Annotated in this window: 17 protein-coding genes and 2 pseudogenes; 12 read left to right on the top strand and 7 right to left on the bottom strand. The window is 63.5% G+C overall.

All coding sequences use genetic code 11. The features are described from left to right. Window positions 1-14: 14 nt before the first annotated feature. The 12 genes from bcsA (at window position 15) to ASD52_RS36280 (ending at window position 15,905) form a co-directional block, all read left to right on the top strand. Complete coding sequence (gene bcsA / locus ASD52_RS36335; RefSeq protein WP_057208928.1) at window positions 15-2,195, top strand: UDP-forming cellulose synthase catalytic subunit; 2,181 nt, start codon at window positions 15-17, stop codon at window positions 2,193-2,195. After that, window positions 2,192-4,540 carry a cellulose biosynthesis cyclic di-GMP-binding regulatory protein BcsB gene (locus tag ASD52_RS36330; protein ID WP_025428455.1) on the top strand — a complete coding sequence of 783 codons (2,349 nt, stop codon included), beginning with the start codon at window positions 2,192-2,194 and terminating at the stop codon, window positions 4,538-4,540. The genes bcsA and ASD52_RS36330 overlap by 4 nt, the downstream gene beginning before the upstream one ends. Continuing rightward, window positions 4,537-5,592, top strand: coding sequence for a glycosyl hydrolase family 8 (locus ASD52_RS36325; RefSeq protein WP_025428456.1), 1,056 nt, complete (start codon window positions 4,537-4,539; stop codon window positions 5,590-5,592). The genes ASD52_RS36330 and ASD52_RS36325 overlap by 4 nt, the downstream gene beginning before the upstream one ends. Further along, window positions 5,589-7,799, top strand: a complete 2,211-nt coding sequence (locus ASD52_RS36320) for a hypothetical protein (RefSeq protein WP_025428457.1) — start codon at window positions 5,589-5,591, stop codon at window positions 7,797-7,799. Before ASD52_RS36325 ends, ASD52_RS36320 begins: the two co-directional genes overlap by 4 nt. 283 nt (window positions 7,800-8,082) lie before the next feature. Further along, the gene (locus ASD52_RS36315; protein ID WP_025428458.1) at window positions 8,083-9,246 is read left to right on the top strand and encodes an isovaleryl-CoA dehydrogenase; all 1,164 of its coding nucleotides are present in this window, start codon (window positions 8,083-8,085) and stop codon (window positions 9,244-9,246) included. Window positions 9,247-9,299: 53 nt separating this feature from the next. After that, a complete protein-coding gene (locus ASD52_RS36310) occupies window positions 9,300-10,907 on the top strand; it encodes a carboxyl transferase domain-containing protein (protein ID WP_025428459.1) in 1,608 nt (535 codons plus the stop codon). 10 nt (window positions 10,908-10,917) lie between these two features. Then, entirely contained in the window at window positions 10,918-11,301 is a 384-nt protein-coding gene (locus ASD52_RS36305) for a RidA family protein (RefSeq protein WP_057208934.1), read from the top strand. A gap of 16 nt (window positions 11,302-11,317) precedes the next feature. After that, complete coding sequence (locus ASD52_RS36300; protein ID WP_057226872.1) at window positions 11,318-13,306, top strand: acetyl/propionyl/methylcrotonyl-CoA carboxylase subunit alpha; 1,989 nt, start codon at window positions 11,318-11,320, stop codon at window positions 13,304-13,306. Next, entirely contained in the window at window positions 13,303-14,172 is an 870-nt protein-coding gene (locus tag ASD52_RS36295) for a hydroxymethylglutaryl-CoA lyase (RefSeq protein ID WP_057208936.1), read from the top strand. The genes ASD52_RS36300 and ASD52_RS36295 overlap by 4 nt, the downstream gene beginning before the upstream one ends. Then, the gene (locus ASD52_RS36290) at window positions 14,169-14,966 is read left to right on the top strand and encodes a crotonase/enoyl-CoA hydratase family protein (RefSeq protein WP_025428463.1); all 798 of its coding nucleotides are present in this window, start codon (window positions 14,169-14,171) and stop codon (window positions 14,964-14,966) included. The genes ASD52_RS36295 and ASD52_RS36290 overlap by 4 nt, the downstream gene beginning before the upstream one ends. 61 nt (window positions 14,967-15,027) lie before the next feature. Further along, window positions 15,028-15,399 carry a DUF2384 domain-containing protein gene (locus tag ASD52_RS36285; RefSeq protein ID WP_025428464.1) on the top strand — a complete coding sequence of 124 codons (372 nt, stop codon included), beginning with the start codon at window positions 15,028-15,030 and terminating at the stop codon, window positions 15,397-15,399. Next, window positions 15,399-15,905, top strand: coding sequence for an RES domain-containing protein (locus tag ASD52_RS36280; protein WP_025428465.1), 507 nt, complete (start codon window positions 15,399-15,401; stop codon window positions 15,903-15,905). Before ASD52_RS36285 ends, ASD52_RS36280 begins: the two co-directional genes overlap by 1 nt. Before the next feature lie 15 nt (window positions 15,906-15,920). Here the strand turns inward: ASD52_RS36280 and ASD52_RS36275 are convergent, their stop codons facing one another. The 7 genes and pseudogenes from ASD52_RS36275 to ASD52_RS36250 form a co-directional block, all read right to left on the bottom strand. Beyond that, window positions 15,921-17,285, bottom strand: a complete 1,365-nt coding sequence (locus ASD52_RS36275) for an FAD-binding oxidoreductase (protein WP_057208938.1) — start codon at window positions 17,283-17,285, stop codon at window positions 15,921-15,923. 105 nt (window positions 17,286-17,390) lie between these two features. Beyond that, window positions 17,391-17,928, bottom strand: a pseudogene (locus ASD52_RS40515) (TOBE-like domain-containing protein); the annotation flags it as partial. A gap of 1 nt (window position 17,929) precedes the next feature. Continuing rightward, on the bottom strand, window positions 17,930-18,615 hold a 686-nt coding region (locus ASD52_RS40510), incomplete at its 3' end, for a sulfate ABC transporter ATP-binding protein (RefSeq protein ID WP_244497547.1). A 15-nt stretch (window positions 18,616-18,630) separates the two neighbouring features. Further along, a complete protein-coding gene (gene cysW / locus ASD52_RS36265) occupies window positions 18,631-19,503 on the bottom strand; it encodes a sulfate ABC transporter permease subunit CysW (RefSeq protein ID WP_057211371.1) in 873 nt (290 codons plus the stop codon). Beyond that, window positions 19,493-20,305, bottom strand: a pseudogene (gene cysT / locus ASD52_RS36260) (sulfate ABC transporter permease subunit CysT); the annotation flags it as partial. The gene cysW and the pseudogene cysT, both read right to left, overlap by 11 nt. Window positions 20,306-20,697: 392 nt before the next feature. Then, on the bottom strand, window positions 20,698-21,723 hold the full coding sequence (locus tag ASD52_RS36255) for a sulfate ABC transporter substrate-binding protein (protein WP_025428469.1): 1,026 nt from the start codon (window positions 21,721-21,723) through the stop codon (window positions 20,698-20,700). A gap of 347 nt (window positions 21,724-22,070) precedes the next feature. Further along, on the bottom strand, window positions 22,071-23,129 hold the full coding sequence (locus tag ASD52_RS36250; RefSeq protein WP_057211367.1) for a D-TA family PLP-dependent enzyme: 1,059 nt from the start codon (window positions 23,127-23,129) through the stop codon (window positions 22,071-22,073). Window positions 23,130-23,141: the final 12 nt, after the last annotated feature.

Raw genomic sequence — 23,141 nt, 5'->3', positions numbered from 1 at the left:
GGAAGGCAGAATGAATGAGCAAGATCGGTCCCGTTGCAGCGTGGGCGTTTTTCTCCCTTTGCGTCATTGCCGTCATCACATTGCCGGTCAATCTTCAGACCCAGCTGATCGTGAGCGTGCTCGTCGTTACGTTCATGGCGATACTGAAGCTCATCAAGGCCGAAGGTCGCTGGCGCCTGATCGCGCTCGCCTTCGGAACGGCTATCGTGCTTCGCTATGTCTACTGGCGCACGACCAGCACGCTGCCGCCGTTGAACCAGCTTGAGAACTTCATTCCCGGCTTCCTGCTCTACCTCGCCGAAATGTACAGCGTGATGATGCTGTCGCTGAGCTTGTTCGTCGTCGCGATGCCGCTGCCGCCGCGCAAGGCAAAGGCCATCTCGCCGGGGGCGTTTCCGAAGGTCGACGTCTTCGTGCCGTCCTATAACGAGGATGCAGGGTTGCTGGCCAATACGCTGGCTGCCGCCAAAGGCATGGATTACCCGGCCGACAAGCTGCAGGTCTGGCTGCTTGATGATGGCGGCACCCAGCAAAAGCGCTACTCGATGAATCTGGTGGAGGCGCAGCGCGCCTCGGCCCGGCATATGGAATTGCAGGCTCTCTGCGACGATCTCGGTGTGCGCTACCTGACCCGCGAGCGCAACGAACATGCCAAGGCCGGTAATCTCAACAACGGCATGCTGCATTCAGACGGCGAGTTGATCGCCGTCTTTGACGCCGACCACGCGCCAGCTCGCGATTTCCTGTTGGAAACGGTGGGCTATTTCGAAAGCGACCCGAAGCTTTTCCTGGTGCAGACGCCGCACTTCTTTCTCAATCCTGATCCGCTCGAGCGCAATCTGCGAACCTTCGAAAAGATGCCGAGTGAGAACGAAATGTTCTACGGCATCATCCAGCGCGGCCTCGACAAGTGGAACGCGGCCTTCTTCTGCGGCTCGGCTGCCGTGCTCCGGCGCAAGGCGCTCGATGATACCGACGGCTTCAGCGGCATGAGCATCACCGAGGACTGCGAAACGGCGCTGGCGCTGCACGGCCGCGGCTGGAACAGCATCTATGTCGATCGGCCGCTAATCGCCGGGCTGCAACCGGCAACCTTTGCCAGCTTCATCGGCCAGCGCAGTCGCTGGGCGCAGGGCATGATGCAGATCCTATTGTTCCGTTTTCCGCTGTTCAAGCGCGGGCTGTCGATCCCGCAGCGGCTTTGCTACATGTCGTCGACGCTGTTCTGGCTCTTCCCGGTGTCGCGCACGATCTTTCTGTTTGCGCCGCTGTTCTATCTGTTCTTCGACCTGGAAATCTTCACCGCGTCGGGTGGTGAGTTCCTTGCCTATACGCTCGCCTACATGCTCGTGAACCTGATGATGCAGAACTATCTCTACGGCGCCTTCCGTTGGCCGTGGATCTCGGAGCTCTACGAATATGCCCAGACCGTGCATCTGCTGCCGGCGGTCATCTCGGTCCTGATGCGCCCGAGCCGGCCGACCTTCAAGGTGACGGCCAAGGACGAGTCGATCCTGGAGAGCCGCCTGTCGGAAATCAGCCGACCGTTCTTCGTCATCTTCGCCGTGCTTTTCATCGCCCTTCTGATGACGGTCTACCGGGTCTACACCGAGCCCTACAAGGCTGACGTAACCCTGGTCGTGGGAGGTTGGAACCTCCTCAATCTGATCATGGCGGGCTGCGCGCTCGGCGTGGTCTCGGAACGCGGGGAAAAGGCGTCATCGCGGCGCGTGAAGGTCAGCCGGCGCTGCGAATTCGGTGTCGCAGATCAATGGTATCCGGCAACGATCGAAGACGTATCGGCCAACGGCGCCCGAATTCAGGTCTATGGCGTCGATGCGGCGACGCTACCCGTCGACACGGACGGGCTCATTCGCTTCGAGCCCTATAGTGGCGATGGCACCTCCGAGACCTTGCCGGTCGCGATCAAGAACAAGGAGAGTGCCGGCGACATCACCACGATCGGCTGCCGTTATCTGCCGCAGGTCGCGCGTCACCACAGTCTGGTGGCGGATCTGATCTTTGCGAACTCCCAGCAATGGAGCGAGTTCCAGAAGGCGCGGCGCGGAAACCCAGGACTGGTCGCAGGCACGGCCTGGTTCCTGTGGCTGGCTTTCTATCAGATGAGCCGCGGCCTGATCTATTTCGCGCGCAGCTTGCGCTCCTCCGACAGGCAAGCGGAGGCGCGGCGATGAAGCGGATGCCGGTTGCCCTCCTCATCATGTTCCTTGCCGCGACGACACAGACGTTCGCGCAGTCGAACCCGTTCGACATGTCGCCGGAGCGGCCGGCCGTCGAGCCGTCTATCGAACTGCCGGAAGGGACGGATGAGGGCCAGCCGACCAGCGAGCCCGGCGCGGACGCAAGCAGTCCCGCAGCGGTTGGCGGCGGGCCCGATGGTTTCAGGCGGTACATCATTCCCTTCAGCGCGCTGTCGCTCACCGGTGAGGTCGATGAACGCGCCTGGTCGATGTATCTGACGCCGGCCCAGGCACAATCGGCTGCAACGTTGAATTTCGGTTATCAGAATGCGATCGTGATCGCGCCGGAGGCTTCGTCCCTTTCGGTTTTCGTCAACGGCGAGCTGGTCGGCGAGGGGCCGATCAAGGCGTCGGGCACCGCCGAGACCCGGAGTTACGCACTGCCGGCCGGTCTGCTGCGGGCCGGTTCCAATGACATCAGGTTTCGGGTGCAGCAGCACCACCGTACCGACTGCACCATCGAATCCACCTATGAACTCTGGACCGAAATCGCGCCGGAGACGGCTTTCATCAGCTTTGCGGATGCGCAGAGCGCGGCATTTGCGAGCGTGGACGATATCCGCGCCGTCGGTCTGGACGACAGGGGACACACGCAGTTCAATCTTGTCGTTCCGGGAATGCAGCAGCCGAGCCGCGCTGCGGGCCTGATGCGGCTTGCACAGGGGTTGGCCCTGCGCGGCCATATGCCGGCGCAGCGGGTCATTCTCAGCGAAGGACTGCCGGAGCTGGGCAAGCCCGGCGAGTTGACCGTGATTGCGGGCACCGTCGATGAGGTATCGCCGCTGCTCCCTTCGCTGCCCGATGGCGCTGCCAGTGGGTCGGTTGCGGCCTTCGTCCGCGATGGCGAGACGAATGCGCCGGTTCTGGTTCTCAGCGGCCCCGACTGGCCGGCCGTTCAGGCCGCGATCGAGGCTATCGCCGAGCCAATGGACCGGCCGAGCAATGTCCCCCGCGACGTCATCAACACCGAACGTTGGCTTTTGCCGGAAACACCTGTCGTTGCCGGCAACACGCGCTTGCGTTTCTCCGAGCTCGGCGTCGAGACCAGCGAATTCACCGGTCGTCGCTTCCGGTCCCGGTTTTCGGTGGCAGTCCCGTCGGATTTCTATGCGGACGCCTATGGCGAGGCGACGATCCTGCTGGATGCGGCCTATACCGAGACGGTGCGGCCCGGCAGCCGGATCGACATCTATGTCAACGGCAACATCGCCTCGACGGTCCCGTTCGATTCGGCGACCGGCGGCATCCTGCGGCATTTGCCGATCAATGTGACCATGCGCCATTTCAAGCCCGGGCCCAACCTGATCGAGCTCGAGGCCGTGCTTTTGACGGAGCAGGACAAGGCCTGTGCGCCGGGTGCGCCAGCCTCGACGGATCCGCGTTTTGCACTGTTCGACACGTCCGAACTTCATATGCCCAACTTCGCGCGGATCGGTCGGCGGCCCAATCTCGCCGCGATGTCGGGCGCGGCGGCACCCTATCGCAACAGCGCGGGCGTGATCCCGCTCTTCATTGACCGGGCCGATGCCGACACCTTGTCGGCCGCTGCCACGTTCCTGGCACGGTTGGGGGTGGCCGGCGGGCGGCCGATCGCGGTCGAGATGATTGCCTCGCCTTTGGCCGCTGGCACGCGCAATGCGCTCTTCATCGGTACGTTGCCCGAATTGCCGAAAACTGTGCTGACGCAAGTCGGTATCGATCCCAGCCGCCAGATGTCCTGGGGCAGCGCACAGGCCGTCGGGCGCGGCGCGGATACCCAGAAGGCGATCGATGAATGGCAGACGCGCCTGAGTGGCGGCGCCTGGCGCACCCAGATCACGGCTCTTCAGGATTGGGTAAAGCAGGAGTTCGACATCTCCCTGAGTTCGCTACGCATTCTGCCGCAGGAACAAAGCGATTTTGTCCCTCCGGAAACGGCAACCTTGCTCCTCGCTCAAGGGGCAAACCCCACGGATGACGCCACGTGGACGCTGGTTGCAGCGCCGTCCGCCAAACAGTTGAGCGATGGGGTGTCGGCACTTGCCGACATCGATCAATGGCGAGAGATCGCCGGGCACATCTCGACCTACGAGCCGGCAACCAACGCCGTCAAGGTGGTGCCGGTCGCCAATTTCAGTTTCGTGCAGACAAGGCCGGCCTCGTTTGGCAATTACCGGCTGATCATTGCCAACTGGCTGTCGAGCAACATTCTTTTCTACGCCGTGCTGCTCGTAACACTATCGGTGCTGCTGGGCCTCGCCACGTCATCCATGCTCAGTCGGCTCGGGCGCCGCCCATGATCTGGCGCACGGTTCTTCTCCTCACCCTGGCTCTTGTCGTCGCTCTGCCTCAGACGCGCGCGGCAGCCCAGGGACGGGGCGAGACCGTGAGCGCCGAGGATTGGCAGAAGTATAAGACAAAGTTCCTCGATCCCGGTGGGCGCATTATCGATGACGGTAACGGCGGCATCAGCCACAGCGAGGGACAAGGTTATGGTTTGTGGCTGGCGGTGCTTGCCGGCAGCGCTGCCGATTTCGAGCTGATCTGGTCCTTTACCCGTCGCGAGCTGCTTTTGCGCGACGACGGACTTGCCGCCTGGAAATGGAGCCCGAGCGAAAAGCCGCATGTGATCGATATCAACAATGCGACCGACGGCGATATCCTGATCGCCTATGCGCTGACGCTTGCCGGCGAACGGTGGAAGCGAAAGGACTACCTCTCGGCGGCCTCCAAGATCGCGAAAGCAATCCTCGACCGGACCGTGATCGACTACGGCGGCCGAACCTTGCTGCTGCCGGGGGTTGCCGGTTTTTCCGCAACCGATCGCGAAGACGGTCCCGTCGTCAACCCTTCCTACTGGATCTTCGAGGCCTTCCCTGTCCTTGATCGCGTCGCGCCTTCGCCGATATGGGCGGCGCTGGCGAATGATGGTCGCAAGATGCTTGATCAACTGCAGCTCGGCCCGCGAAAGATGCCGGCCGATTGGATCAGCGCCAAAACGCGCCTGAAGGCGGCGCAGGGCTTCCCGGCGGAATTCGGCTACAATTCGCTGCGCATTCCGCTCTACCTGGTTCGGGCAGACATCGATGACGCCGAATTGCTTTCAAGATTGCGGCAGGGCATGCTTGGTGCCAATGGCGAATTGCTCATCAGCGACGTAACGACAGGGGCTGTTCGGGCGACGCTGACGGACCCCGGTTATCAATTTGTTAACCATATTCTGGCCTGTCTCATGGAGCGGGCTCCGTTGCCCGACAGCGTCAAGGTGTTCAGCCCGACGCAATATTACCCTTCGACACTGCACCTCCTCGGGTTGTCTTATGCGAAGGAGAAGCGTCCGGAGTGTCTATGAAGTCCTCAACCGTTGTCATCGCCGGAATCATCCTCACGGCGGTCGGGATTGTCGGATTTACCGACGATGGGCTTCTGCGCAAGAATTGGGCCGGCAACGCCGGTGCGCCAGCGACGGGCCCTGACGGAGGCGCGCTTCCCGACGAGGCGTCGTTCGGTGTCGTGGACAGAGGTTCGAGAGGCGCAGCGCCTGAGTTTCGGCAGGTCACGCAGAATACGCAGCCCGCCGATGCGAGGCGGTCGCAGGCAACGGCGCCGGTGGTAGACGAATCGGCACTGCGCTACTTCGCCAGCAAGGGTGATACCGCTCGACTGCAGGCCGAGATATCACGGCTGAGGGCGCTCTATCCCGATTGGACGCCGCCCAAGGACCCACTTGCGGTTCCGCGTAACAAGGATGTCCAGCTCGAAACGATGTGGCAGCTCTATTCGGAGGGGCGCTACGCCGAGGTTCGAAAGGCGATCGCCGAGCGCCAGGCAAGCGAGGCCGCCTGGAAACCGCCGGCCGATCTGCTCGAGCGGCTGAACGTCGCCGAAGCACGGGCGCGCCTGGTGAATGCCTCCGATCTCAAGCAGTACGAGACGGTCATCGAGGTTGCGGCGAGCACACCGAGCCTGTTGACGTGCTCGGAAGTGGATGTGCTGTGGCGGGTGGCCGATGCCTTCACCGAGACCAAACGTCCCGATCGCGCCCGAGACGCCTATCTCTACGTGCTGAAGAATTGCGAGAACGCTCCGGAGCGGCTGGCGACGGTGCAGAAGGCGGTTTCCGGACTGCCCTATGAGATGGCGCAGGAGATTTTGGCCCACGAACGGACAGCACCTGGAGGCGCTGCCGAGTTCGAAAGCATTCGCGACGACCTGGCGCGCCGCTTCGTTGCGGAAGGCGACGCGGATGGCAAGCTGGCGGTCGATCCCAAATATATCCAGCGCCTCGAACGCCTGGTCGAAACCGAGGGCATGGCGAGTGACGCGCTGCTCCTGGGCTGGTACCAGCTTCGCCGGGAGAATATCAGCGCGGCCGAACAATGGTTCCGTCGCGCCCACGACAAGGAAGATTCAGCCTCCGCGTCGCAAGGCCTGGCGCTGACCTTGATCGCCCGCAAGGCGCATGAGGATGCGGAAAAAGTACTGTATCCCTGGCGCGATACGTCGACCGATGCCAAGGCGACCTATTTTGCCGCGACGGCAAACCTGCTGGCGATCGAGCCACCGGTCACGCTGAGCGAGGAAGTACTGACCCGGATCGCGCAGGAGACGACCAAAGGGCGTGATCCGGCCACGGCGCAGCAGTTCGGCTGGTATGCCCGTGCCATGGAACAACCGGCGACGGCCGCACAATGGTTTGCCACCGCGCTTCGCTGGAAGCCCGATGACGAACCTTCGGCCTATGGCCTGGCGCTCAGCCGCAACCAGCTGGGCGATGCTGCCGGCGTCGCCGAGATCCAGCGGCTCTGGGCGGGGCGCTCGGAGCGCATCGCCCTCCTCGGCGAGACCGAGGAGGAACGGCGCGACGCCATCGCCCGGCAACAACAGCCGCTTGCGCGAGAGCCGGCACCGATAGCTGATGCGGAGCGAAGGTCACCTGCAGTCGTGACGGAGGCCGCGCCACGAACGACGACACGCTATGTGGTCGAGCAGCCGGTTGCCGTTGCTCGCCGACCACAAGCGGCCGGCAGGGCGGTAACGGGATGCCGGACGACCATCAACCCGGCGCGGCTGTCGCCGCAGGCGGCGCTGACGCGCGGCTGGTGCCTGATGGATCTGAACCGCCCGCTGGAAGCGGCCGAATCCTTCGAGGTCGCCCTGCAGGCACCAGCATTGCAAATGCGCGAAGATGCCGCTTATGGCCAGAGCCTCGCCTATCTCAGGGCCGGGCTGACCAACAAGGCTGCGGTCGCCGCAACGAAATCAACACAGAGCCGTGGTCGGGCCGAAGAACTCCAGAGCGCGATCCTCGCCGACCGGGCGATTGCCGCTTTCGATGCCAAACGTTATCGCGAGACGCTGATTTTTCTCGATCAGTTGGGGCAGATCTCGACGCAGCGGTCCGACCTGATGGTGCTGCGCGGTTACGCCTATCTCAGTCTCAAGTATTACGCCGAAGCCCGACGTATCTTCGAGGCAGTCGCTGCCACCGGCAATCGTGAGGCGCAGCGCGGCCTTGCCGATGTCGGCAAGGCGCAGGAGATCTGGCCGAACAAGTAAACGCTTCGCAAGCGATTCCGTCGCGACACGACAGTTGCCGCGAGCCAGATTGGCCGAAGCACCTTCACGCAGCGGATGTATCGCCAAACGTTCCTAAACTTTGCAGATCGTGCTTCCCGGATTTCCTCTTTGGAAGGAAATTAGCGGGACGCGGTGTTATCGTCGCTCGACATCGCGGCGTTGATATCATTGCAATCGCCGCGTTGCGCGTAGAGGATGGAGCGCAGACCGGCCAGTTGGTGGTGAGGAGATCACTGATAGGGTCGAGGGGAGGAGACGAGAGATGTTTCAGGGCGGATTGAGCTTCGCGCTCGGCGAGGACATTGACGCGTTGCGCGATAGCGTGCGCCGTTTTGCGACTGAGCGTATCGCGCCGCTGGCGGCGGAAACCGATCGCAACAACGCTTTCCCGACGCCACTCTGGCGTGAGATGGGAGATCTCGGGCTGCTCGGCATCACCGCCGACGAGGCCTATGGCGGTGCGGGCATGGGCTATGTCGCCCATTGCGTCGCCATGGAAGAGATCAGCCGCGCCTCCGCCTCCGTCGGCTTGAGCTACGGCGCCCATTCCAATCTCTGCGTCAACCAGATCAGCCGCAACGGCAACGAGGCGCAGAAGGCGCGCTACCTGCCGAAACTGATCTCCGGCGAACATGTCGGCGCACTCGCCATGTCCGAACCGGGAGCGGGCTCCGACGTCGTTTCCATGACGCTTCGGGCCGAGAAGCGCGGCGACCGCTACGTTCTCAACGGTGGCAAGATGTGGATTACCAACGGCCCGGATGCGGACGTGCTGGTCGTCTACGCCAAGACGGACCCAAGTGCCGGTCCGCGCGGAATTACCGCCTTCCTCGTCGAAAAAGACTTTGCTGGCTTTTCCACCGGCCAGAAGCTCGACAAGCTCGGCATGCGCGGCTCGAACACCTGCGAGTTGATCTTCCGGGATTGCGAGGTGCCGGCGGAAAATATTCTCGGCAACGAAGGCGGCGGTGTCCGAGTGCTGATGTCGGGCCTCGATTATGAGCGTGTCGTTCTGTCCGCCGGACCGCTCGGCATCATGTCCGCTTGCCTTGACGTCGTCGTCCCCTATCTCCACGAGCGCAAGCAGTTTGGCCAGGCGATCGGCGAGTTCCAGCTCATGCAGGGCAAGCTTGCCGACATGTATGTGACGGCGAACGCGGCGCGCGCCTATGTCTATGCGGTGGCTGCAGCCTGCGATCGTGGTGAGACCACCCGCAAGGACGCGGCCGGCTGTATTCTTTATGCGGCCGAGAAGGCAACGGCGCTGGCGCTCGAAGCCATCCAGGCGCTCGGCGGTAACGGCTACACCAACGACTATCCGGCCGGGCGGCTGTTGCGTGACGCCAAGCTCTACGAGATCGGTGCCGGAACCAGTGAAATCCGCCGCATGCTGATCGGCCGCGAGCTGTTCACCGAGACCAGATAGACGCCAGGGTAGACCTCCGAAGCCACAATCAGGCTCGATCGAATGAGGACTTCATGACTGTTCTGAAATCTCACATCTCGCCCTCGTCCGACGTGTTCAAGGCCAATCAGGCGGCGATGGCGGAGGCGATTACGACTGTGGAGGACGCCGTCAAGATGGCGGCCGGCGGTGGAGGCGAGACGGCGCGCGAGCGCCATGTCAGCCGCGGCAAACTGCTGCCGCGCGACCGCGTCGCCTCGCTGATCGACCCGGCAACGCCCTTCCTCGAAATCTGCTCGACGGCCGCACACGGCATGTATAACGGCGATGCGCCGGCAGCGGGTCTCATCACCGGTATCGGCCGGGTGTCCGGCCGCGAATGCATGATCGTTTGCAACGACCCGACCGTCAAAGGCGGGACCTATTATCCCATGACGGTCAAGAAGCATCTGCGTGCGCAGGAGATTGCCGCCGAGAACCAGTTGCCGTGCATCTACCTGGTCGATTCCGGCGGCGCCAACCTGCCGAACCAGGACGAGGTCTTTCCCGACCGGGAGCATTTCGGTCGGATCTTTTACAACCAGGCCAACATGTCGGCGGCCGGAATTCCGCAGATCGCCGTTGTCATGGGATCGTGCACCGCAGGTGGCGCCTATGTGCCGGCCATGTCGGACGAGACGATCATCGTCGAGGGTCAGGGCACGATCTTCCTGGCCGGCCCGCCGCTGGTGCGCGCGGCGACCGGTGAAGTGGTCTCGGCCGAGGACCTTGGCGGCGCCGACGTGCACACGCGTCTCTCCGGTGTTGCCGACCATATGGCGCGCGATGATGCGCATGCGCTGGCGCTTGCCCGCCGTGCGGTCGCCGCACTCAACCGCCGCAAACCGACGTCGGTGGAATTGCAGAGCCCGGAGCCGCCGCTTTACGATCCGCAGGAGATCGCCGGCATCGTGCCGGCGGACCTGCGCACGCCCTATGACATCCGCGAAGTCATCGCCCGACTTGTCGATGGCTCCCGCTTCGACGAGTTCAAGGCGCGCTACGGCACCACGCTCGTCTGCGGTTTCGCGCATGTCCACGGCGTTCCCGTCGGCATCATCGCCAACAATGGCGTGCTTTTTTCGGAATCGGCGCTGAAGGGTGCGCACTTCGTCGAGCTTTGCGCCCAGCGCAAGATCCCGCTGGTGTTCCTGCAAAACATCACCGGCTTCATGGTCGGCCGCAAATATGAGACCGAAGGCATCGCCAAGCACGGCGCCAAGCTGGTCACGGCCGTGGCGACGGCGCAGGTGCCGAAAATCACCATGCTGGTCGGCGGATCGTTCGGTGCCGGCAACTATGGCATGTGCGGTCGCGCCTTCTCGCCGCGGTTCCTCTGGACCTGGCCCAACAGCCGGATTTCTGTAATGGGCGGCGAACAGGCGGCCGGCGTGTTGTCGACGGTGCGCGGCGAGGCGCTGAAGCGCGCCGGAACGCCCTGGAACGAGGAAGAGGAAGCCAAGTTCCGGCAGCCGGTTCTCGATCTCTTCGAGCGCCAGAGCCATCCGCTCTATGCCTCGGCCCGGCTCTGGGACGACGGCGTCGTCGACCCGCGCAAGAGCCGCGACGTTCTCGGGTTGTCCCTGTCGGCGGCGCTCAATGCGCCAATAGAAGATACGCGTTTCGGCCTGTTCAGAATGTAGGGAGATCGCGATGAAGCGCGAAAACGTCAACGCCAAGAATGCGCCGCAACCCCGTGGCGGCTATTCGCAAGCCGTGCGGCTCGAGAATTTCGAGCGACTGGTTTTCGTCAGCGGCCAGGTGCCGCTCAATTCCGACGACGTGCTGCCCGACGGCTTCGAGGCACAGGCGCGCCAGGTCTGGCTGAACATTGACGCCCAATTGAAGGCCGCCGGCATGAGCAAGGCCGATATCGTCAAGGTGACGGCCTTTCTCGCCGATCGCAACCACACCATGGCCAACCGCGCGGCCCGTGCCGAATATCTCGGTCCGCTCGCGCCGGCGATGACGGTGGTGATTGCCGGCATCTTCGATTCCGGTTGGTTGCTCGAAGTCGAAGTGATCGCGGCACAATAGGGCGGGCCATATGCCGATGTTTTCAAAGCTTCTGATTGCCAACCGCGGTGAGATCGCCTGCCGCGTCATCCGCACGGCCCGGCGCCTGGGCATCCGCACTGTCGCCGTTTATTCCGATGCCGATGTCGACGCTTTACATGTGACGTTGGCGGACGAGGCGATCCGCATCGGACCGCCAACAGCCTCCGAGAGCTATCTTTCGATCGAGCGGATCGTGGCTGCGGCTCGGTCCGTCAACGCGGATGCCATTCACCCGGGCTACGGTTTCCTGTCGGAAAACGCCAATTTTGCCGAGGCGGTCGAGGCCGCGGGCATGACTTTCGTCGGCCCGTCGCCGGACGCTATTCGCGCGATGGGGCTGAAGGATGCGGCCAAGGCGCTGATGCAACAGGCCGGCGTGCCCGTTGTCCCCGGTTATCACGGTGACGAGCAGGAGCCATCCTTCCTGGCGGACCGGGCGGCTGACGTCGGCTTTCCCGTACTCATCAAGGCGCGCGCAGGTGGCGGCGGCAAGGGGATGCGCAAGGTCGAGCAGCCGCACGAGTTTGCTGCGGCCCTTGAAGCAGCGCGCCGCGAAGCCGAAGCCGCCTTCGGCGACGGCGCGGTGCTCATCGAGAAATACCTGACCAAGCCGCGTCACATCGAAGTCCAGGTCTTCGGCGACCGCCACGGCAATATCCTGCATCTGTTCGAGCGCGACTGCTCGCTGCAGCGCCGCCATCAGAAAGTGATCGAGGAGGCGCCGGCGCCCGGCATGACGGCGGAGGTTCGCCGCGCCATGGGCGAGGCCGCGGTCAAGGCTGCGCGCGCCATCGGCTATGTCGGTGCGGGCACGGTCGAATTCATCGCCGATGTCACCAACGGGCTCTGGCCGGACCAGTTCTATTTCATGGAAATGAACACCCGGCTTCAGGTGGAGCATCCGGTCACCGAGGCGATCACGGGCATTGACCTCGTCGAGTGGCAGTTGCGCGCCGCTGTCGGCGAGGCCTTGCCAAAGCGACAGAATGAAATCGCCATTGATGGCTGGGCGTTCGAGGCACGGATCTATGCCGAGGATCCGGCGCGCGGCTTCCTGCCGGCAACCGGGCGGCTCGCAACGCTCGATTTTCCTGTAGACGGCGTCCGCGTCGATGCCGGCGTCCGGCAGGGCGACGTCATCGCCCCCTACTACGACCCGCTGATCGCCAAGCTGATCGTACACGGGCCGAGCCGCTCGTCGGCGCTGGCGCGGCTGGAGAGCGCCCTCAAAGCCTGCCGTATCGGCGGTACCATCACCAATCTCGATTTCTTGGCCCGCCTCGCTGCAGAGCCCGACTTTCGCGCCGGGCGGCCGGATACCGGCCTTATCGACCGGGCAATCGATCAATTGACGACGCCTGTGGTGCCGAGTGACGAGGCGCTGGCACTGGCGGCGATCGCCGCCACCGGCGTGCTGCAGCCGATGAAATCCGACGATCCCTGGTCGTCGCTCGGTCACTGGCAGATCTGGGGGGATGCTCATAGAAGCATTGCCGTCGACCACGCCGGCGGGCGATCGGTCGTCACGCTTGCCGCGCGCGGGCGCGATCAGTTCGCAGTGCGGGCTGGCGAAAGCACCTTTCCGGTGCTTGTGCTCGATCGGTTCGACGATGGCGCCCGTGTGGAGATCTCCGGCGAGCAACGCGTCTTCCGCTTCCTGCGCGAGCATGAAACCATCACGCTCTTCGTCAGTGGCGAGACCTTCGTTCTTCGCCTTCCCGATGCGCTCGCCACCGCCCACGCCGGTGAGGCGGCGGAGGACGAGCTTGCCGCTCCGATGCCCGGCATCGTCAAGCTCATCCATGTTCGCGCCGGCGACGTGGTCACGAAGGGCCAACCGCTCGTGGTGATGGAAGCGATGAAAATGGAGCTGACGCTGGCAGCGTCGCGTGCGGGCGTCATCGAGAGCGCGCTGGTAACGCCAGGCGAACAGGTAAGCGCCGGCGCGATCCTCGTCGTGTTGCAACCGGAGCGCAGCGAATGAGCGTGCTGGCGCCAGAACATGTCACACTTGTCGAAATGGCGCCACGCGACGGCTTGCAGAACGAGAAGCGGCTTGTCGACACGAAGGACAAGATCCACCTTGTCGATCTGCTGTCGGACTGTGGTTACCAGCGCATAGAGGTCACGAGCTTCGTCAGCCCGAAATGGGTGCCGCAAATGGCGGATGCGTCGGCTGTCATGGCCGGGATAAAGCGTCGACCGGGTACGCGCTACGCGGCGCTGACGCCGAACATGCAGGGCTTCGATGCGGCTCTGGCGGCCAAGGCCGACGAGGTTGCGATCTTCGCCTCGGCGTCTGAGACCTTCTCGCAGAAGAACATCAATTGTTCGATCGCCGAAAGCATCGAGCGCTTTCGCCCGGTTGCAGAGGCCTGCCGCGCCAGTGCTGTGCCGTTGCGAGGCTATGTCAGCTGCGTTGTCGAGTGCCCCTATGAAGGCGCGATCGCGCCGGAGAGCGCTGCCCAAGTGGCCGCCGCCTTGATGGTGCTTGGCTGTTACGAGATCAGCCTTGGCGACACGATCGGGCGCGGCACGCCCGAGGCGGTCGACGCGATGTTGGCGGCCGTGCTGGCTCATGTTCCGGCCGAACAATTGGCGGGCCATTTTCACGACACGTCCGGGCGAGCGCTCGACAATATCGGAGTCGCGCTCGAGCGCGGCTTGCGTGTCTTCGACGCTTCTGCCGGTGGCCTTGGCGGCTGCCCCTATGCGCCGGGCGCCGCAGGGAATGTCGATACGCTTGATGTCAATGCCTTTGTCATCGGGCGCGGGTTTTCGACGGGGCTGGATGCGGCAAGGCTCGAAGATGCGGCCGCCTTCGCACGATCGCTGAGGAGTGCTGGCTGATGTTCGAAACGATCCGATACGCCGTCGATGCGAAGGGCGTCGCCCGCCTGACGCTGGCGCAACCGCAGAAGCACAACGCGCTTTCCGCAATCATGATCGGTGAACTGACTGAGGCGGCGGAGCGACTGTCAGTGGATGTCACCGTCCGCGTCGTGGTGCTCGATGCCGAAGGCCGCAGTTTCTGCGCCGGCGGCGATCTCAACTGGATGCGCGAGCAGTTCGACGCGGACCGGCCGACCCGGATCGCCGAGGCGACCCGTCTGGCGTTGATGTTCAAGGCGCTGAACGAGATCGCCAAGCCGGTCATCGCACGGGTGCACGGCAATGCCTTCGGCGGCGGCGTCGGCCTCATGAGCATCTGCGATGCCGTCATTGCGTCGTCCGATGCGCGCTTCGGCCTGACCGAAACCCGGCTCGGCCTCATTCCGGCGACCATCAGCCCCTACGTCGTTGCCCGCATCGGCGAGGGCAGGGCGCGGCCTCTGTTCATGTCCGCACGCCTGTTCAGCGCCGAAGAGGCAAGGGATGCCGGTCTGGTGACGGCCATTGCTGCCCCCGATGCGCTTGATGCGGCAATTGCGGCCGAGGTCGAACCCTATCTCCAGACAGCGCCCGGTGCGACCGGACGGGCGAAACGGCTTGCCCGTTCGCTCGGACAGCCGATCACCGAAGAGACTATTGCCGCGACGATCGAGCAGCTTGCCGATTGCTGGGAGTCCGATGAGGCGCGCGAAGGCGTTGCCGCCTTCTTCGAACGGCGCGAGCCCTCTTGGCGACAGGCATCGCTTCCTTGATTTGAGCAGATTTTGAGCCTATTTTGATCAGGTGATGATCAAGATAAGATCGGAATGCGCCATGTCAGCCGTCGGCTTCAACATCTCTGCCTCCCATTTCGGCGAAAGCCAGTCGTCGTTTCTGTCTGCCCGGCTGGTCGCGGATCGTCTGGGCGTGACACTTGCGGAACTGGCGAAGCTGATCGGCGTCGCACGCAACACGCTGACGGCGAAGTCGAGCGCGCGCAAGGTCGACGCGGCTCTCAGCAAAGTCGTGCGTATCCTCGCCATGGCTGCCGAAATGGCGGGCGACGAGAGCCGGGCCGTGATCTGGTTCAAGCACCAGCCGATCCCCGGATGGGCGGGCAAGACTGCCTATGATCTTGCCCGAGAGGGCAAGGCAGACAAGGTGCTTGCCTATCTCGAGGCCGTGCGTTCGGGTGTCTACGCCTGATGTCGGAGAGTGAGCCGGTGCGCCTCTGGCGCGCCTATGTGCCCCGCTGGGCCCACGCTCCGCTTTCGGGCGATGGTGCCGCGCGCTTCGGCGGCCGCTGGAACCCGGTCGGCCTGCCGACGATTTACGCGGCGCGCGAACTGTCGACCGCCTGGGCGGAATATAACCAGAGCTTTGTCCAGCATCCCGCTTTGATCGCTCAGCTTGAACTGCGGCATGCGTGGCTGGCCGATATGATGGCGCCGGATGTGCTTGCGGATTTCGGCGTTACTGATGATATCCACCGGGAGGAGTGGCGCGACGCACTGGATCAAGGCGTGGTGCCGGCGACGCACCGTCTGCAGGCGGAGTTGACCAGCCGTGGTTTCGATGGGCTGATCTACCCGTCCTTCATGTCCCCGGGCGGCAGCTGCGTCGCGCTCTGGCGATGGAATGCCGGCGGGGCGGAGTTGACGGTGATCGATCCGGAAAGCCGCTTGCCGAAGACGCCGGCGTCCTGGCTCTGAGGCCGATACGCCCAGTCAAAAAACCTTGCCGGGGTTCAGGATGCCCTTCGGGTCAAGCGCGTGCTTGATCCGGCGCATGACCTCAAGCTCAGCCGCACTTCGCGAATGGCCGAGGAACTCCCGCTTCAAGGTGCCGATGCCGTGTTCGGCGGAGATCGAGCCGCGATAGCGCCGAACGATGTCATAGACGATGCCGTCGACCGCGTGCTGCGTGCTCTCGTCGCTTCCCGGCGTGGAAAAAGCGATGTGCAGATTGCTGTCGGCAACATGCCCGAAGAAGGAGATGTGCGCCTGCGGGAAACGGGCGGCGAGCGCCGCGCCGCATTCGGCCGCGAAACGGCCGATTTCGCCGATCGGCAGGCTGACGTCGAGATTGATCAGCGCCGGCAGCAAGCGGTCCATCGCGTGGCCCTCGCGCACCTGCCAGAAGAGCCGGCTTTCTTTCTCCGACTGGGCGATCAGAGCATTGACGATGACATCGTCTTCCAGTGCGGCGCCGAGGAAGGTCTCAAATTCCTCGCTGTCGGTCTCGTGGCCCTGGACATCCTGTTCCACGATCACCGCAAAGGCGGGGGACGTCTCGAAAAAGCGCTGTCCCTCCGCCTCGCAGTTGAAGTGAAAATAGTCTTCCCACATGGCCTCGAAGGCCGAGAGGCCAGGAAGTCCTCTTTGTGCTCGCGCCAGGAAGGCGACGACCTGGTCATAGGTCTGAAGCGCGCAGAGCGCCGTCAGCCGTCCGGACGGCCGCGGCTTCAACCGCAGGACGGCGCGTGTGATGACGCCGAGCGTGCCCTCCGAACCGATGAAATACTGGCGCAGATCATAGCCGGTGTTGTTCTTGATCATCTTGCTGAGCGACGAGAGGATCGTGCCATCGGCAAGCACGGTTTCAAGCCCCAGGACGTTGTCACGCGTGACGCCATGGCCGATGACGCGGATGCCGCCGGCATTGGTGGCGAGATTGCCGCCGATCTGGCAGGAGCCGCGGGCGCCGAGGTCTATCGGCAGCAGGAAGCCTGCATCGTCGGCGGCGCGCTGGGCGACCTCGAGCGGCGTGCCGGCAAGGACGGTCATGGTTGCGGAAAGCGGATCGATTTCCTCAACGCCGGTCAGGCGTTCGAGCGAGATGGAAATCGCGTCCTCGTCCGGGTTCGCGCCGCCGGCAAGGCCGGTCAGCCCACCTTGTACGACGACCGCCTGTCCATGGGCGTTGCATATGCGGAGGGTCGCTGCGACTTCCTCTGTGTTCGCAGGGCGGATGACGGCCTTCGGAAGATAACGTCCGGTGAGGCTGGCGTCGCTGCGATAGCGCTCGCCGATGTCAGTGCCGGTCAGCACGGCATCGCCGAGTGCCTGTTTCAGATCGTCAATAACGGACATGCGCCTCGTCTCCCGCTTCTCTCACCGCATGAGGTGCTGTAGCGCATCTCGGCAGAAACGGGAAATGGCTTGGAGGCGAGATGAGGATCGGGCGCTGAGAAGCCGTCAGGTCCCGGTGCGTGCCAGTTCGAACGGTTGGACCGGCGCCTCCGCCTCGACGTCTGCGCTTGGCACCTCGTTGCCCGCCTTCTCGTCCCTGAACAGCTTCCACTTTGTCGGGCGGAATGCGACCCTTGCGCGGTCCTGTGTTGTGGTGCGTTCGGGTGGCAGTTCGATTTCGGCATGCGGATGGTTGCGGCCGAGGTCGAGTTCGAGATGGCGGGTGCCGGCGACGCGGCGGCTGGCGGTGACCAGGCCGGCGAGACAGCCGCCGCAGCCATCGATCAGCTCGATGTCGTGCGGGCGGAAGTGGAGGGTGGCCGGGCCGTCGGGCTCGGTCGGGGCTCTGAGGCCGATCGGCCGGTCCTCGAACCAGATCTCGCCGTTTTGCAAGGTGACGGCCAGCGCGTTCGACTGGCCGATAAAGCCGTAGACGAACGGCGASACCGGATGGTCGTAGATCTCGTCGGGGGTGCCGACCTGTTCGATCGTGCCCTTGCTCATCACCACCACCCGGTCGGCAAGTTCCAGCGCCTCTTCCTGGNACCGGATGGTCGTAGATCTCGTCGGGGGTGCCGACCTGTTCGATCGTGCCCTTGCTCATCACCACCACCCGGTCGGCAAGTTCCAGCGCCTCTTCCTGGTCATGGGTGACGAAGATGGTGGTGTGGCCGGTRCGGTCGTGGATCTCGCGCAGCCAGCGCCTGAGTTCCTTCCTGACCTGGGCATCGAGTGCGCCGAAGGGCTCGTCGAGCAGAAGCACGTTCGGCTCGACCGCCATGGCGCGGGCGAGCGCCACGCGCTGGCGCTGGCCGCCCGACAGCTGCGCCGGATAACGCTTCTCAAGCCCGGAGAGCTGGACGAGATCGATGAGATCAAGCGCGCGCTTGCGGATGTCGGCCGCCGGTGGCCGGCGGTTGGCCGGACGCACCTTCAGCCCGAAGGCGACATTGTCGAGCACCGTCATGTGACGGAACAGGGCATAGTGCTGGAACACGAAGCCGATGTTGCGCTCTTGCACGGTCTTTTGCGAGGCATCCTCGTCGCCGAAGAAGATCGTGCCGTCGGTCGGGCTTTCGAGACCGGCGACCAGCCGCAACAGCGTCGTCTTGCCCGAGCCGGAGGGGCCGAGCAGCGCGATCAGCTCGCCCGAGCGGATGTCGAGCGAGACATCGTCGAGCGCCGGAAAGCGGCCGAATTCCTTGCGTATGTTCTGAACGCGGACTTCCATGACGATCCGGACCTTTCAATGCCTGCGGCTGGCGGCGATCTCGGCGCTGTAGCGAAGCTCGAGCGCCGTTTTCAAGACGAGGGTGACCAGCGCCAGCAGCGCCAGCAACGTCGCAACCGCAAAGGCGGCGACGAAGTTATATTCATTATAGAGGATTTCCACCTGCAACGGCATGGTGTTGGTCTGGCCACGRATATGGCCCGARACCACCGACACCGCGCCGAACTCRCCCATGGCGCGGGCGTTGCACAGGAGCACGCCGTAAAGCAGCCCCCATTTGATGTTGGGCAGCGTCACATGCCAGAAGGTCTGCCAGCCGGACGCGCCCAAGGACAGCGCCGCCTCCTCGTCGCTGGTGCCCTGTTCCTGCATCARCGGGATCAGYTCGCGGGCAACGAAGGGGAAGGTGACGAAGACGGTGGCCAGCACCAGYCCCGGCACGGCAAACAGGATCTGGATGCCATGGCTCTGCAGCCACGGGCCGATGAGGCTGTGCGAGCCGAACAGAAGCACGAAGACCAGACCGGAGATCACCGGCGAGACCGAGAACGGCAGGTCGATCARCGTCGTCAGGAAGGCCTTGCCGATGAACTCGAACTTGGCGATCGCCCAGGCGGCGGCGACGCCGAAGACGAGGTTGAGCGGCACGGCGATGGCGGCGACAATCAGCGTCAGGCGGATGGCGGARAAGGTCTCGGCATCGCCAAGCGCCGACAGGAATTCGGCCGGTCCCTTGCGCAGCGCCTCGGTAAAGACGGCGGCCAGCGGCAGCAGCAGGAACAAGGCGACGAAGGCAAGCGCTGCCAGCGTCAGGCTTAAGCGAGCAAAGCGGCTTTCCGAGGTGGCGGCGCGCACGTGATGGGCGGCTGTAGCGAGATCAGGCGACATAGACATATCTCCGCCGGCTCCAGGCCTGGATCGAGTTGATGACGAGCAGCATGGCAAAGGAGATCACCAGCATCACCGCGGCAATGGCGGTGGCGGCGGGATAATTAAACTCTTCCAGCCGGATGACGATCAAGAGCGGRGCGATCTCGGAGACGTAGGGCAGGTTGCCGGCGATGAAGATCACCGAGCCGTATTCGCCGACGCCGCGGGCAAAGGCGAGCGCAAAGCCGGTCAGCCCAGCTGGCAGCAGCCCCGGCAACAGCACCCGGCGGATCGTCTGGAAGCGGCTGGCGCCGAGCGTGGCGGCGGCCTCCTCCACTTCCTTGTCGATCTCCTCCATGATCGGCTGCACGGTCCGGACGACGAAGGGCAGGCCGACGAAGATCAGCGCGATGACGATGCCGACGGGGGTAAAGGCGATCTTGATGCCAAGTGGGGCCAGCAGCGCGCCGATCCAGCCGTTCGGGGCATACAGTGTCGCCAGCGCAATGCCGGCGACCGCCGTCGGCAGCGCAAAAGGCAGGTCGACCATGGCGTCGATCACCCGCTTGCCGGGGAAACGATAGCGCACCAGCACCCAGGCGAGGATGACGCCGAAGATCAGATTGACGATGGCGGCGACAAAGGCCGTGCCGAAACTGATCCTGAGTGCATTGAGCGTGCGGGTTTCGAGCGCCAGCGTCATGAACTGCGACCAGCCGAGGCCGCTCGAACGCCAGATCAGGCCCGACAAAGGAATGAGGATGATCAAAACCAGCCAGAATAGCGTGACGCCGAGCGCCAGACCAAACCCCGGAAGCACNCCGCTCGAACGCCAGATCAGGCCCGACAAAGGAATGAGGATGATCAAAACCAGCCAGAATAGCGTGACGCCGAGCGCCAGACCAAACCCCGGAAGCACRCTCGGCTGRCGAAACCGCCAGCGCCTGTTGTGGCCATGCTCTCTCAAATCCAACTCACCTCTCATGCCCAAGGCAAAAAACCCAAGCGGTCCTCAATGATGCCCGCAATCCCCATGTGGGCCCACTGCACAATTTCCTCCTCAAATCGGAAACGGTTTTACGAGGAAATTTGCAGCAAGTTCAAAGCGCTACAGCGTCCCTTTACGCGTCATATTTGACGCGCGGCGCTGTAGCACGGGATCGGCCGGATCGAATGGTCCGGCCGATCTTCTCATGTCATGAACAGGGTCGATTATTGCCCCGGCTTGTAGATCTGGTCGAACACACCACCGTCGCCGAAGAACTTCGGTTGCGCTTCCTTCCAGCCGCCAAAGTCCTCGATCGTCACCAGCTTGAGATCACCGAAGCGAGCGACATCCTTGGGGTCGGCAGCCGCCGGCTTGAACGGGCGATAGTAATGCTTCGCAGCGATTTTCTGGCCGGCGTCGCTGTAGAGGTAACCGAGATAGGCCTCGGCGACCTTGCGCGTACCCTTGGCATCGACATTGCCGTCAACCAGCGCGACCGGCGGCTCGGCCTTGATCGAGATCGACGGCGTGATGATGTCGAAATTATCCGGGCCGAGTTCCTCGAGCGAAAGATAGGCTTCGTTTTCCCAGGCGAGCAGCACGTCGCCAAGGCCGCGCTGGACGAAGGTCGTGGTCGAGCCGCGCGCACCGGTATCGAGCACCGGCACATGCTTGAACAGATCGGTAACGAATGCCTGCGCCTTGGCATCGTCGCCGCCATTGGCCGCACGTGCGTAGGCCCAGGCTGCCAGGAAGTTCCAGCGCGCGCCGCCCGAGGTCTTCGGGTTCGGCGTGATCACCTGGATGTCGTCCTTGACGAGATCGCCCCAGTCCTTGATGCCTTTCGGGTTGCCCTTGCGCACCAGGAAGACGATCGTCGACGTGTAGGGTGCGCTGTTATTTTCGAACTTGGTCTTCCAGTCTGCCGGGATCTTTCCGGTTTCCTTGGCGATCGCGTCGATGTCCGCCTCAAGCGCCAGCGTCACGACGTCGGCCTGCAGTCCGTCGATCACGGAGCGGGCCTGCTTGCCGGAGCCGCCATGCGATGTCTGGATCGTCACGGTTTCGCCGGTGTCCGCCTTCCACTTTTCAGCGAAGGCAGCGTTGAAGTCCTTGTAAAGTTCACGTGTCGGGTCATAGGACACGTTCAGGATCGTCGTGTCGGCAAAAGCCACACTTGCAGCACCAAGCTGCAGGCCTCCGACTACAATTGCCAGTCCCACAATTCCGGTAATTCGTCCAAAGCCCATCTCGACCTCCATCGGTTACCAGATAAAACTATCAATTTAATTGACTGCTTCAACGCAAACTGATGATGCGGGAGGTGGCTATCGGGAAAAGTCCTATCGTTGTTGTGCCTTTTTAAGGAACGGTTTGCCCAACGCCCGTCTGGTCGCCGATCTCCTGTCAGTGGCGAACCGGGCGGAGAATAGCATGAGCCCTTTGACGCGCACATCAAAATTCCGGATGGGCTATGTGATCGGGCGGCCGTATGGACGCGGTTTGGGCACGGGACTGCTAGGGATGCGACCCTTCTGGGACGAAGCGGGGCCTAGGAAAACTCAGCCAAAGAACGGTTGCCGCAGCAACAAACCCGCTAGAGCACGTGGCCACGGGCGACGATCGGCCAGATGGCCTTCGGCTCGTCGCCCTCGACGATATGCACGGCGTCGACCATGTTGGTCACGACGCAGGCATGATTGGGAACGATGCGCAGCTGCTGCCCGACCGTCAGGCCGATCGGTCCGTCGGTCACAAGTCGGCCGTGTTCCTCCGAGAGCTGGTCTATGCGGATGTCGTCGCGGCCAAGCACATGGCCATAGCCGGTGAGGCCTAGGAGGTCGGCGGTCAGAACCTTGCTGCCCGCATCGATGATCGCACGGTGCTCAGAAGGCACCGAGACGACGGTCGCCAGTACGGTGAGGGCGCAGTCGTCCCAGGTTGCGACGCCGCGCGAAACGAGGGAGCGGTCGTTGTAGATATAGGTGCCGGGCCGATATTCGGATGCAATCGGCGCGCCGGCCGAATGCATCATGCTCGGCGTGCCGCCCGAGGTGATCGCAGGCACGGTCAGGCCGTCCGCCTCGATCAGGCGCTTGGCCTCGCTCATGAAGGCCTGAACCTTTGCCTCGCCGGCGATTGGCGGATAGGTCATCAGGCCGGCGAATTCGATACCCTTGGCATCATTGATCAGGCGGGCCAGACGGGCGGCTTCCACGGGCGAAGCGACGCCACAACGGTCCGCGCCGGTGTTGCATTCGACGAACACCCGAAGCGGCTTGCCCTTGGTCGAGAAGTGACGGGAAAGTCCATTGATGACCGTCTCGTTGTCGGCGACGACTGCCAGCGCGATGCGTCCATTAAGGCGCTCGAGCCGGTCGAGCTTGGGCGTTCCGAGAATGTTGTAGGTGATGAGGACATCGTTGATCCGCGCACTACCGTCCACCATCGCTTCAGCTTCGGTCACCTTCTGGCAGGTGATGCCGATGGCGCCGGCGTCGAGCTGCAGCTCGGCCATCTGCGGCAACTTGTGGGTCTTGATATGCGGCCGAACGCGGATGCCGTTGATGTCCGCGTAGTCCTGGAACGTGCGGATGTTGCGCTTGGCGATCTCGATATCGACCAGCACGGCGGGCGTTTCGATCGGCAGGGGCATCGCTCATCACTT

This window comes from Ensifer sp. Root142 (genome assembly GCF_001426785.1).
GTDB lineage: Bacteria > Pseudomonadota > Alphaproteobacteria > Rhizobiales > Rhizobiaceae > Ensifer > Ensifer canadensis.
This window is presented reverse-complemented; position numbering and strand designations above follow the sequence as displayed.